7 protein-coding genes are annotated in these 14,128 nt (G+C 31.5%); 2 read left to right on the top strand and 5 right to left on the bottom strand.

The genetic code is table 11. From position 1 onward, the window contains the following. Positions 1-84 precede the first annotated feature (84 nt). Positions 85-8,091: a DUF1542 domain-containing protein gene (locus AC1XWJ_RS05705; RefSeq protein ID WP_483334924.1), complete on the bottom strand. Its 8,007-nt coding sequence runs from the start codon at positions 8,089-8,091 to the stop codon at positions 85-87. A 763-nt stretch (positions 8,092-8,854) separates the two neighbouring features. Between AC1XWJ_RS05705 and AC1XWJ_RS05700 the strand changes: the two genes are divergently transcribed. Continuing rightward, positions 8,855-9,010, top strand: a complete 156-nt coding sequence (locus AC1XWJ_RS05700; protein WP_483334923.1) for a hypothetical protein — start codon at positions 8,855-8,857, stop codon at positions 9,008-9,010. Between the two features lie 437 nt (positions 9,011-9,447). Further along, positions 9,448-9,807: a hypothetical protein gene (locus AC1XWJ_RS05695; RefSeq protein WP_483334922.1), complete on the top strand. Its 360-nt coding sequence runs from the start codon at positions 9,448-9,450 to the stop codon at positions 9,805-9,807. Positions 9,808-9,993: 186 nt separating this feature from the next. Here AC1XWJ_RS05695 and AC1XWJ_RS05690 read toward each other — a convergent pair whose 3' ends face one another. From AC1XWJ_RS05690 to AC1XWJ_RS05675, 4 genes are read right to left on the bottom strand one after another with little or no spacing between them, the layout of a single operon-like run. Beyond that, positions 9,994-10,899 carry an ABC transporter permease gene (locus AC1XWJ_RS05690; RefSeq protein WP_483334921.1) on the bottom strand — a complete coding sequence of 302 codons (906 nt, stop codon included), beginning with the start codon at positions 10,897-10,899 and terminating at the stop codon, positions 9,994-9,996. A gap of 12 nt (positions 10,900-10,911) precedes the next feature. Then, entirely contained in the window at positions 10,912-11,877 is a 966-nt protein-coding gene (gene opp4B / locus AC1XWJ_RS05685; protein ID WP_483334920.1) for an oligopeptide ABC transporter permease, read from the bottom strand. Then, a complete protein-coding gene (locus tag AC1XWJ_RS05680) occupies positions 11,877-12,809 on the bottom strand; it encodes an ATP-binding cassette domain-containing protein (RefSeq protein WP_483334919.1) in 933 nt (310 codons plus the stop codon). The genes opp4B and AC1XWJ_RS05680 overlap by 1 nt, the downstream gene beginning before the upstream one ends. After that, on the bottom strand, positions 12,809-13,804 hold the full coding sequence (locus AC1XWJ_RS05675; protein WP_483334918.1) for an ABC transporter ATP-binding protein: 996 nt from the start codon (positions 13,802-13,804) through the stop codon (positions 12,809-12,811). The genes AC1XWJ_RS05680 and AC1XWJ_RS05675 overlap by 1 nt, the downstream gene beginning before the upstream one ends. Between the last annotated feature and the right edge of the window lie 324 nt (positions 13,805-14,128).

Raw genomic sequence — 14,128 nt, 5'->3', positions numbered from 1 at the left:
CGAGTAATGAATTAAGCACATTTTTACAAAAAATCACCTTATTCAAAAGATAATATCTAATGAATAAGGGTGATTTTAGAAACTTTATTTTTCTTTTCTGCGACGACTTGCTATTAGCCCTGCTAATAAGAGAGCCGAAACTCCCACGATACCTAGAGAATTTTCTGTTTGACCTGTTTTTGATAAAACTTTAGACTTATTATTTTTGTTAATGCTAGAATTTACTAATTCTTCATCGTTAATTAGTTTTTTCACTTTTGAAGTTGTATCTATGTTATTGATTGCTTCTTTTCCGTTGTCTTTGGCTATATTGACTGCTTCGTCTGTCGTTGCTTGGTCAATTTCTTGTTTTGCTTTATCTGATTCTTTTTCAACTTCGGCTTTTGCTTTGGATTTTTCTTCATCTGTCATATTTGACGCATCAATTTCTGCTTTTTTGTCATTAGCTGCTTGATCGATTTCGGCTTTGGCTTTTTCTTTAACTGTCGAATTTATATTAATGTTATTGATTGATTCTTTTCCGTTATCTTTTGCTGTGTTTACTTCGACATCTGTCATAGAGTTGTCGATTGCGTCTTTAGCTTCAGTTGCTTCTTTTTCAACTTCTGCCTTAGCTTTGTCTTTTTCCTCAACTGTCATATTTGAAGCATCGATTTCTGCTTTTTTGTCGTCAGCTACTTTGTTGATTTCTGATTTGGCTTCTTCTTTAACTTTAGAATTTGTATCAACATTGTTTATTGAGCCTTTTCCGTTATCTTTTACAGTAGTAACTTCGGCATCTGTTTTTGCATTGTCGATTGCTTGTTTTGCCCTGTTTGCTTCTTTTTCAACTTCTGCCTTAGCTTTTTCTTTTTCTTCTGCCGTCATATTTGAAGCATCAATTTCGGATTTTTTGTTATTAGCTACTTGGTCGATTTTTGATTTAGCATTTTCTTTAGCAGTTGATGTTGTATCTATGTTATTGATTGAGTCTTTTCCGTTATCTTTCGCAGTATTAACTTCAGAATCTGTTGTCGCATTATCTATTGCTTGTTTTGCCTTGTTTGCTTCTTTGTCGACTTCTGATTTTGCTTCATCTTTTTCCTCAGCTGTCATATTTGAAGCGTCGATTTCCGCTTTTTTGTCATTAGCTACTTGGTCGATTTCTGATTTAGCATTTTCTTTAGCAGTTGATGTTGTATCAATATTATTGATTGATTTTTTTCCGTTATCTTTCGCAGTATTAACTTCATAATCTGTTGTCGAGTTATCTATTGCTTGTTTTGCCTTGTTTGCTTCTTTGTCGACTTCTTCTTTTGCCTTAGCTTTTTCTTCTTCTGTCATATTTGACGCATCGATTTCTGATTTTTTGTTGTTAGCTACTTGGTCGATTTTTGATTTAGCATTTTCTTTAGCAGTTGATGTTGTATCTATGTTATTGATTGAGTCTTTTCCGTTATCTTTCGCAGTATTAACTTCAGAATCTGTTGTCGCATTATCTATTGCTTGTTTTGCCTTATTTGCTTCTTTTTCAACTTCGGCTTTTGCTTTGGCTTTTTCTTCAGCAGTCATATTTGACGCGTTGATTTCTGATTTTTTATCGTTAGCTACTTGATCGATTTCTGCTTTTGCTTCTTCTTTAACTGTTGAATTTGTATTAATGTTATTGATTGTTTCTTTGCCGTTATCTTTTACAGTAGTAACTTCCGAATCTGTTGCCGCATTATCAATAGCTTGTTTTGCCTTGTCTGCTTCTTTATTAACTTCTTCTTTTGCCTTAGCTTTTTCCTCATCCGTCATATTTGAAGCATCGATTTCGGCTTTTTTATCGTTAGCTACTTGGGCGATTTCTGCTTTTGCTTCTTCTTTGATTTTTGAATTTGTATTAACGTTGTTGATTGAGTCTTTTTCGTTGTCTTTTGCGTTATTAACTTCGGTATCTGTTTTTGCATTATCAATCAATTGTTTTGCCTTATCTGCTTCTTTATTAACTTCTTCTTTTGCTTTAGCTTTTTCCTCGGCTGTCATATTTGACGCATCGATTTCTGATTTTTTGTCATTAGCTGCTTGGGCGATTTCTGCTTTTGCTTCTTCTTTAATAGTTGATTTGACATCAATATTATTGATTAATTCTTTACCGTTATCTTTAGCTGTATTGACTGCTTCATCTGTTGTTGCATTGTCGATTGCTTGTTTTGCTTTATCTGCTTCTTTTTCAACTTCTGACTTAGCTTTGTCTTTTTCTTCAACTGTCATATTTGAAGAGTCAATTGCTGATTTTTTATTGTTAGCTACTTGGGCGATTTCCGCTTTTGCTGCTTCTTTAACTTTTGAATTTGTATTAACGTTGTTGATTGAGTCTTTTCCGTTGTCTTTTGCGTTAGTAACTTCAGAATCTGTTGTCGCATTGTCGATTGCGTTTTTAGCTTCAGTTGCTTCTTTTTCGACTTCTTCTTTTGCCTTAGCTTTTTCCTCGTCCGTCATATTTGACGCATCGATTTCGGCTTTTTTGTCGTTAGCTACTTGGTCAATTTCTGCTTTCGCTTTTTCTTTAGTAGTTGATGTCGTATCAATATCATTAATTGACTCTTTGCCGTTATCTTTTGCTGTATTGACTGCTTCGTCTGTTGCCGCATTGTCAATTGCGTTTTTAGCTTCAGTTGCTTCTTTTTCGACTTCTTCTTTTGCCTTAGCTTTTTCTTCGTCTGTCATATTTGAAGCATCAATTTCTGCTTTTTTATTGTTAGCTGTTTGGTCGATTTCGGATTTAGCATTTTCTTTGACTTTTGACGTTGTATCTACGTTATTGATTGAGTCTTTTCCACTATCTTTTGCGTTAGTAACTTCCGAATCTGTTGTCGCTTGGTCAATCTCTTGTTTTGCCTTACCTGCTTCTTTGTCGACTTCTGACTTAGCTTTTTCTTTTTCTTCATCTGTCATATTTGAAGTCTCGATTTCGGCTTTTTTATCGTTAGCTACTTGGGCGATTTCTGCTTTTGCTTCTTCTTTGATTTTTGAATTTGTATTAACGTTGTTGATTGAGTCTTTTTCGTTGTCTTTTGCGTTATTAACTTCGGTATCTGTTTTTTCATTATCAATCAATTGTTTTGCCTTATCTGCTTCTTTATTAACTTCTTCTTTTGCTTTAGCTTTTTCCTCGGCTGTCATATTTGAAGAGTCAATTGCTGATTTTTTATTGTTAGCTACTTGGGCGATTTCCGCTTTTGCTGCTTCTTTAACTTTTGAATTTGTATTAACGTTATTGATTGAGGCTTTGCCACTATCTTTTGCGTTAGTAACTTCTGCATCTGTTGTCGCTTGGTCAATCGATTGTTTTGCCTTGTCTACTTCTTTATCAACTTCGGCTTTGGCTTTATCTTTTTCCTCGTCCGTCATATTTGACGCATCGATTTCGGCTTTTTTGTTGTTAGCTACTTGGGCGATTTCTGCTTTTGCTGCTTCTTTGACTTTTGAATTTGTATCAATATTGTTTACTGCTTCTTTTCCGTTATCTTTAGCTGTGTTTACTTCGGCATCTGTTGTCGCATTGTCGATTGCTTGTTTTGCCTTGTCTGATTCTTTATTAACCTCTTCTTTTGCCTTAGCTTTTTCCTCGTCCGTCATATTTGACGCATTGATTTCGGCTTTTTTGTTGTTAGCTACTTGGGCGATTTCCGCTTTTGCTGCTTCTTTGACTTTAGACGTTGTATTAACATTATTGATTGTTTCTTTACCACTATCTTTAGCGTTAGTAACTTCTGCATCTGTTGTCGCATTGTCAATTGTCTGTTTTACCTTGTCTGCTTCTTTTTCAACTTCTGACTTAGCTTTGGCTTTTTCCTCGGCTGTCATATTTGAAGCATCGATTTCGGCTTTTTTATCGTTAGCTACTTTATCTATTTCTGCTTTGGCATTTTCTTTAGTAGTTGATGTTGTATCTACATTGTTGATTGATTCTTTTCCACTATCTTTAGCGTTAGTAACTTCAGCATCTGCTGTCGCTTGGTCAATCGATTGTTTTGCCTTGTCTGCTTCTTTATTAACTTCGGCTTTGGCTTTTTCTTTTTCCTCTTCTGTCATATTTGAAACATCTATTTCTGCTTTTTTATCTTTAACTGCTTGGGCGATTTCTGCTTTTGCTTCTTCTTTAATAGTTGATTTGACATCAATATTATTGATTAATTCTTTACCGTTATCTTTAGCTGTATTGACTGCTTCATCTGTTGTTGCATTGTCGATTGCTTGTTTTGCTTTATCTGCTTCTTTTTCAACTTCTGACTTAGCTTTGTCTTTTTCTTCAACTGTCATATTTGAAGAGTCAATTGCTGATTTTTTATTGTTAGCTACTTGGGCGATTTCCGCTTTTGCTGCTTCTTTAACTTTTGAATTTGTATTAACGTTATTGATTGAGGCTTTGCCAATATCTTTTGCGTTAGTAACTTCCGAATCTGTTGTCGCCTGGTCAATTGATTGTTTTGCCTTGTCTACTTCTTTATTAACCTCTTCTTTTGCCTTAGATTTTTCTTCGTCTGTCATATTTGAAGCCTCAATTTCCGCTTTTTTATCATTAGCTACTTGGGCGATTTCCGCTTTTGCTGCTTCTTTGACTTTTGAATTTGTATCAATATTGTTTACTGCTTCTTTTCCGTTATCTTTAGCTGTGTTTACTTCGGCATCTGTTGTCGCATTGTCGATTGCTTGTTTTGCCTTGTCTGCTTCTTTATCTACTTCTGACTTAGCTTTTTCTTTTTCTTCAGCTGTCATATTTGACGTGTCGATTGCTGATTTTTTGTCTTCTACAGCTTTATCTATTTCTGATTTTGCACTAGATTTCTCGTTATTTAAGGCAATTTCTCTAGCATTATTTTCAGAACCATTTAAACCTACTAAAGCATTATTAATCTTATTTAAAGCTTCATTAACCTCATCTTGATTTGCATTAGGATTATTTAAAACATTTCTTCCTTCAGAAATAACTTTATCATACTTATCTTTTTTATCTTTATCTGCTTTAACGTAATCAATGCTGCTATGAACTTGATCGTTATTACCTACTTTTTCTCTAAGCTCCTTTTTTACAACTACGCTAATATTAAACGTTACAGGATCCGATACATTACTCGCTATATCTGTTGCAGAGATAGTAATAATATAGTTTCCTGGTGTGCTTGCTATTCCTTTTATTGTTTTTGTCTCATCATCATATACTAATCCAGTAGGTAATCCTACAACATTCACTGTATCAACTCTAATATTATCGTTTGATACAACTGAAATATTAACTTGGTTATCTTTTTCTACTGTTATATTATCAATTGAAGATACTGTTGGTTTTTCATCATCTACAGTTACTATTGTTGTATATGTTGCTACTGCCGTACGTACTACTGGATTTCCTAAATTATCTGCTCCAACTTGCCAATCTAAACCTATAGAAATTGTATGGTTCCCAACAAATGTTAATTCCGGACTAAAAGTTACATCTCCTGTTAACTGATTTAATACATATTTTCCTTTCCCTGCTACTGTTAATTCAGAAACTTTGTTATTAGTAGCTGGATCAATTAAATATATTTTATTTATGTTTGTAGGTGTAATATTTTCACTAACTGTGCTGTTATCATTACTATTATCTTGCTTAAACAAAATAGTTGTATTTTGAATTTGATATTGTTTACCTGTTGTTTGTTTATTATCTGTTAGAACTCTTGGTATAATAACTTCTGGAATATAAGATGCATCCATTGTTTTACCATAAACTGTATTAGTATTTACTAATCCAGAATTTTCATCTGCTGTCCATCCTGTACTTACTCCATTTGTATCCCAAGCTCTAATAACTACTCCCGTTGCTTTACCAACAAAGTCTGAAACTGGTACAAATGTAATTTCACCTGTAGTATTATTTAATTGATAAACACCTTCATTAGCAATAATTAATTTATTATCATTTACTTCATTCCCATTAACTACAAATTTATAGGTCTTGTTACTATCTAAATAATTGTTCGTATTAACATCATACATACGTTTACCATAAGCATTGAAGACAACTATTGCAGATTGTTGTTGCCCTTTATAGCCAATAGTTTCTTTCTTGCTCCCTCTAGGCGGAATTGTTTGTTGAATCTGAAAATCTTCAACTTCTCCAGAATAAGCAAGACCAGTAGGATTCTCAATATCAGCCTTATCCAGGGCAATTCTTACACGACCACCTAAAGTTAATTTAGTTAAATCTACATTTTGGGGAATATCATGAAATGTAAATTTAATTTTTTGATTATTTCCAGTTACTAAAGCTATATTAGAAGCCTCAGCATCTGTATTGAAAGTCCCATCTCCATCAAAATCAATAAAAGCACGTGCATAAGCATTTGCAGAACCGTTATTACTTGCAATAACAGTAAATTCATAAGTAGACTCATCTGCTTTTTTTAGAGAATAATTACCATTAGTATTATTACCGTCTTTATCTACTGTAACATCGTCCCCCAAAAGTTGCCTAGTTCCCTCGTCTGCTACACCAGATTTATCATCTTGTTCCCAAGGTGTAATAGATGAATTATTAGATATAATATCAATATCAGGAGCTACTTTTCCTAAATATGGCTGTTGCTGATCTCCAGCATTACCTTTAGAAATTGAATGAGTTGCATTTCCATATGAATCAGTAGCATCTCCCTCGTCAAAAATAGCAAAACCTAACATAGCACCTTGCTTACCTCTAGAATTTAGATAAACACCTATATTACTAGCATTACGTGTTAACACTACTGGAACCGATTGCCTTTCTGAAATTGATGATTTAATAGGTCCAAAAATTTTCGTACCTAAACCATCAATATTCTGTCCACTGTTATTTTTGGTATGCCATCCTGGATCTTCGCTCCAAGTAGTACCAAACCAATTAGTAGTTTTTTTTCTAGCACTATCAGGAAAATAATCATCATAACTATTTACAGTATATGAACTTCTGGTATTACTATTTGTAAGTTCTGTTAATAACTCAAAATCTTCACCATCTGTAGTATATATTTCTAATTCTGATTCTGTAGGTTCTTCCCCTGTCATTAAAACAACATTGGCTGGAACAACTTTTCCATTTAATTTTGCAGAAACTTTGAATTCAACACCTACATTATCTCCATTATTCTGAGCTTCAATAACAGTTTTACCTCTAGTATCTAACCCAGAAGATTTAGCAGATGAATATCTTCCTTGAGTAGTTAAGATAATATTTGCCTCTGCATTTGTATTATTGTTGTAATTTTTTCCATTTACTTTATAGTTAGCACCTCCACGATTCCTATATAAATCAGTAGAATTGAAAGGGCGTAACTTTGTAACCTCTAGTGTTACTTCATATCCTGGCATAACTTCTTTTACAAATTTTGTTCCTACTTGAAGAGTATTACCACTACCTATATTAGAAAGTGCAGTAGTATCACTAAAATCTAAAAATACAATTTGTTTTGCAAGACGTGCTGCTCCTGTTCCTAAATATTTTTTATAATTTTGAGATGAATCTTCTATCGCTGTGTTAACATTATTTGAACGAAATGATGACCTAATCTCTGTAATACTACTTCTACTATTATTCTCTGGTACCTCTTCTTTTTTAATAATGTTTGTTTCTTTTTCACTTATACTAGAATTTATAATCTCTGACAGTTTTAACTCTTTAACTACTGTTTTTTCTGGCGACAATACACCCGTAATAGAATCTGAATATTTTATTATAGCTGTCCCATCATTTCCTACTGTTATTATTGATTCTATAGGTAATTCTGGATTAGCTTTTCTAATTGCAGCTTCTATCGATGATTTCTCAAAAGAGGTTAAATTTAATAAATCTACTACTGTTGTCTTTTCTGGCTCAGAAATAATTATTTTTTTATTAATTTCTCTATCATTAACTTTAGATTCTTTATCTTGTTCTTTATTATATGATAAAGTTAACTCATTATCACGTATTGATGTTGCTTGAGCAGTAGAATTTGAAGATGCCACTAAAGATATAAACGTTCCAATAAGAACACTAGCTACCCCAAAGTGATACTTCCTTAATGAAAATCGTTGCTTTCTCTTCTTATTTTTTAAAAAATTAATCATAAAATTCTCCTTAAAATATGCTATAAAACTTTGTAAAAGACAATACTCTTCCATTGTATACAACTAAGATTATATCTAGATAACTTCACATTGTCAATTTTATAAACTTATTTATATTAAAATTTTATAATAATCTAAAGATATTTTATTATTTACTATTACCTCTCAAAATAGATACTCTAAATTTATAGTTATTTTAATTATAAATTACAAATAAAATATATTTCCTAAAATACACATATAAAAATTATTTAACAGTTAAATAGTTAACGTGCGAAAAAATAATTATTAGTGATATTAAAGGTATATATTATTTCCCTATAATAAAAATTATATATTATGTAAGATTTTGCAATTAAGACTCTTAAGGTATATAATTATTATAAAAGACAATAAGGAGAACTTAACTATGAAAAAAAAACAAAAATTACATTAGCCGTTCTATCTGCTTGGATACTTATTAGTACATAATCACACCAAATGATTGTAAATGGCAAGAAGTTAATACTGTTGACTCTATTAATAGTAATATAGATTACAGTAAATATCTAATTCCAGACGAAAAAATCCCTAACAAAAATGACGATAACGAAATAATAACTATCGAAGATCCTAACCTAAGAAGAGGAGTTAACGAATTATATCATAGAGAACAAAATTCAAGCATAACAAAAAGAAAAATGAGGAGAATGCATTATATATCTCCAGAAATATGCCAAGTTCACAACAACTCTGAATATGGAGTTAAAGAAAAATGAGGAGAATGCATTATATATCTCCAGAAATATGCCAAGTTCACAACAACTCTGAATATGGAGTTAAGGTAAAATCATTATTAGGACTTGAACACGCAGAAAATCTAGAAATTTTAAGTATGGTAAATCAATCTTTTACAGATATAAGTCCCTTAGAAATATAAAAAATTTAAAAGTAATTGATTTTAGAAATGCTAGTACAAATGGAACAGATGCAATTACTGACTTATCTCCTTTAGAAAATCTTACAAATTTAGAAGAAATAAACTTATATCGTTCAAGACCTACATCTTTAGAACCCTTATAAACTTAATGCCGCTTCAAATATAAACTCTTTAGAATTTGCAAAAGATATGAGTAAATTAGAATATCTTGATGTAGACTATAATCATATAAGCGATGTACCCCCCGCTAGAAAAACTTACAAATCTAAGAACTTTACACATCGAAAATGAATTTAACGCTAGAGAGAAATATAGCACTATTACTAATATAGAGTCGTTAAAAAATTTGATAAAATTAGAAGAACTATATCTCTAATCATAGTGTTGAAGATATTAACATCATAAAAAATATGCCTAATCTAACAAGATTTCAAGCAATGGGGAACAAAATCACCAACTTTGAACCATTGTTAGAACTAAAAAAATTATCAACAGCTTGGATCACCAATAACCCCACACTTCTAGAAAATAATGACAACAATTTACAAAAAGCAAAAGAACTATTTTACAAAATTAATAACGTAGATGATAACCAAAATACATCTAATAACAAAAATAATAAGTTAAATTCTGATAACTCAAGTAATTCTAATGACAATACAGGAATAAATAATCAAAATAATAACCATACTTTAGGAGATAATCAACCTGAAAAAAACAATACTTTATCTCAAAAAAGTTCAGACAGTAACAATCAAGAATCTAACAACTCAAGTAAAAAACTAACACTAAATTAACTAATACAGGTCAAAAAATAGCCGATTTAGGTACGTTAGGCATACTTACAGTTTTAGGAGTATTATATAATATCCTAAGAAAAAAACTAAGTAAGTTACGTTAATATCAAAAAAGCAGTAAAAACTAAATTCTACTGCTTTTTTGATACTTTATTATAAATTATTATTAGTTACTTATATTATATACTACAATCTTTGGCGTGCATCTAATGCTCTACGCAATGCTTGTCCTATATAGTTAATACACAACGCTAATACCAGAATAGACAATGCTGCCGGTAACCAAATATACATTTTATTAACTAAAATATCAGCATCTTTCGCATAAGATAACAATGTACCTATACTAGGTGTTCCTGCCGGAAGACCAAATCCTAAATATGTCAAGGCTACTTCTGTTCCCATATTTATAACCAAAAGTAACGTTGCTTCTACTATAATTATAGATGCTATATTAGGTAATATGCCTTTAAACATAATTGTAAGATCACTTGTTCCCATAGTTTTTGAAGCTAGGACATAATCACGACGTGATTCCGATAATGCTTTACTACGTACCAAACGAGTTATACTCATCCAAGATAGTGCAGATAGCATCAAAATAAAACTAATTACGCCATATCCTCTAAAAATACTAACAAATACTATTATAATCATAAGATACGGTAATATAGTTAAGAAGTCGACAACTCGCATAACCATATTATCTATCTTACCACCATAGTAAGAAATCACTAATCCGACTAATGTACCAAATGATATAATTATAGCAGTTACTACTAAAGAGATTAGCATTGAATTAGCAATACCCATCATTAACCATCCAAATACAGAATGTCCTCCTGCATCAGTTCCTAATAAATAACCATCTTCTCCAGGTAGTAAAAATCTATTTAAGATATTTACCTCATGATACTCTGCTCTTATCCCTGTTACACTAATATAAATATTAAACAATATTACAAACGTTATAATAGATGCTAATACAATAAATGCAGTCATAGCAACTTTATCTTTTTTAAACTCACGAGCTACAACCGAAAATGCCGAAGGATAATTAGTTACAGCTTTATTATTTTTTTGTTCTGTCATTTTATAATCCTCCTAATCTAACTTAATTCTTGGGTCTACTATTGCCATAATAATATCTGACAATGCACTTCCAACTAAAGTAAGTACCCCAGAGAACAACATTAACGTTGTAACAACACTATAATCACGATCTGTTATTGATTTATAGAATAACTCTCCCATTCCAGGATATCCAAAAATTGTTTCAACAAAGATACCACCGGCGAAAAGACCTGTTATCGTAAATCCAAAGAATGCCGCAATCGGTAAAATTGAGTTTCTAAAAATATGTTTTGAATAAACTTTATTTATAGGAACTCCTTTACTACGAGCAGTTTTTACATAATCACTTTGTTTTGCTTCAATAACTTCATTTCGTAAGTATTGAATAGTTCCAACTGTTCCTAGTAGTGCCATCGTAGTTGCAGGTAAAATTAAGTGATGCAATTTATTTAAGAAATATGCAAAAGTACCCGGCTCAATTCCTAAATCTACCGAACCACTAGTTGGGAACCATCCCAAAGTAAAGCCAAATAATAAAATCATTACTAAGTATAAAACGAAATTTGGAATAGATAAAGCTATGAATGTGTATAAGTTAATTGCTTTATCTAATTTTGAGTTATTGTATCGTCCTGCATACATACCTAAAGGTATAGCTATTAAATATGTCAAGAATGCTGTTAATAAAGAAAGATTTAAAGTATTAAAAATTCTTTCTCCTATTAATGTACTAACCGACTTACCTGTAACATAACTTAGTCCAAAATCTCCATGAACAAAATCTTTAAGCCAAGTTAAATATTGTTGATACCAAGGATCATAAAAACCTTTAGCTATTCTTATTTGTTCAATTTGGTCTTGAGAAATTTTAGGATTTTCTGCTAATCCACTGAAAGGATCCCCAGGCATTAGTTTTGCCATTCCAAAAACTAAAATACTAAGAATAAATAATTGAGGAATCATAATTAAAAAACGTTTTAAAACTACTTTCCACATTATTCTTCTCCTCCTTTCATAGCAACATAGTGTGTATCCGTTAATTTCTTCAAGGCGTACACTTTTCCTTCTGAATCAAAATAATCTGAGTAGTGTTTTTCGTACTCTTCTTCTACTGCTTTACGAATTTTAATATTTTCTTTAGCTTTATCCAAGTTCGTGCTAGGAATAGCTGCAATTAATCTTTTCGTATAAATATGCTGAGGGTTTGTATAAATATCTTCTCTTGTCCCTCTTTCTACTATACGTCCACGATACATAATGTATATGTAATCACACATATGTTTTACTACTCCCAAATCGTGAGAAATAAATAAATAACTTATATTGAAATCTCTTTGAATTTTTTTCATAAAGTTAAGAACTTGGGCTTGTACCGAAAGGTCAAGTGCTGATACCGGCTCATCCGCTACTATAAGGCGTGGGTTACAAGCTATAGCACGCGCAACTCCTATACGTTGTCTTTGCCCTCCAGAAAATTCAAAAGGATACTTATAAAGAACATCCTCTCCCATACCAACTATCGACAAAAGTTCTATAACTCGTTTGCGAGTATCTTCTTCTGACAATTTATCAAAATTTTTAATAGGTTCTGATATTATATCTATTATTCTTTTTCTAGGATTCAAACTAGACATAGCATCTTGGAAAATCATCTGAACATCTTTGTTATAATTTAATTTTTTTCTATTAGCTTTTTTAGTAACTTCTTCGCCTTTATAAACTATACTACCAGACGTAGCATTTTCTAATCCTAAGACTACTTTTCCTACTGTAGTTTTACCACTACCACTTTCTCCTATTAACCCGTAAGTTTTTCCAGGTTCTATTTCTATATCTACACCATCTACTGCGTGTACATAACTTTGTATAGTGTTAAAGAATCCGCCACGTATTGGATAGTGAACTTTTAAGTTTTCAATTTTCAACATTACTCAGCGTCCTCCTCAAATTTAAAGTGTTTGTAACAAGTACATCTTACAAAGTGTCCTTCCTCTACCTCGTGTAAAGTAGGATTATCTTCGTGATCATCTTCTTTTAGTTGTGGTACACGAGGTGCAAATCTACAACCTTTTCGGTCTAAATTCTTCAGTGATGGTACCATCCCTTCTATTGCATACAAGTCATCATTGCTGTCATCATCAAATTGTGGAATACTACGCAATAAACTTCTTGTATAAGGATGCTTTGGATTTTTAAATATTTGTTCAGCAGTTCCAAGTTCCACAACTTCTCCTGCATAAAGAACAGCTACTCGATTGGCCATTTCTGCTACAACACCTAAGTCGTGTGTTATTAATATAACTCCTGCTTGCATTTCTGCCTGTAGTTGTTTCAATAAATCTAAAATTTGTGCTTGAATAGTAACATCTAGTGCTGTTGTTGGCTCATCTGCAATTATTATTTTCGGTTTACAAGATAGAGCTATGGCTATCATAACACGTTGTCTCATTCCTCCAGATAATTCGTGAGGATATTGTTTTGCACAACGTTCTGGATAAGGTATTCCTACTTGTGTAAGTAACTCGATAACACGATTTTGTCTTTCTTCTTTATTTAACTCTGTATGATAGATAAGTGCTTCTTCTATTTGTGTTCCTATTCTTTGCAGTGGATTTAAAGAAGATAAAGGATCTTGGAAAATCATTCCTATCTCTTTACTTCTTATACTATTTAATTCTTCTTCTGTCATATCTAACAAATTCTTTCCGTTATAAATAACTTCTCCTTTAGAAAGTGTTAGATTTTCATTATGTAATCCCATGACAGTAGTCGCCAATGTAGATTTACCACATCCACTTTCTCCTACTATCGCAAGAACTTCATTACTATGCAAATCCAAACTAACATTGTCAACTGCATTAAAATAGTCATCTTTTATTCTAAATGCTGTTTCCAAATTTTTTATTTCTAATAACTTTTTCACTAAATGACCCCTTTCATGAGTATTAAAGTCTATAATCCTAATATACTAACAATTAAATTTACATAGTATATATATTATAAGATTTTTTGCAAAATTGCAATAGAAAATTGGTAAATTATAACTAAATTTTCTGATTATTTGAAAAACAATTTGCTTTGTATAAAAATTTAACTTATTTATTGTAAAATATAATTAATAGACAGTACAAAAGAATAGCGATGAATTTTTACTAGTAAATATCTTTACTATAAAACTCCTCATAACAGAGCATACTAAATTCATCACTATAACTTCAAAAAATATTTATAATATTTAAAATAATTA

The organism is Gemelliphila sp. 1F1, from assembly GCF_056897515.1.
This window is presented reverse-complemented; position numbering and strand designations above follow the sequence as displayed.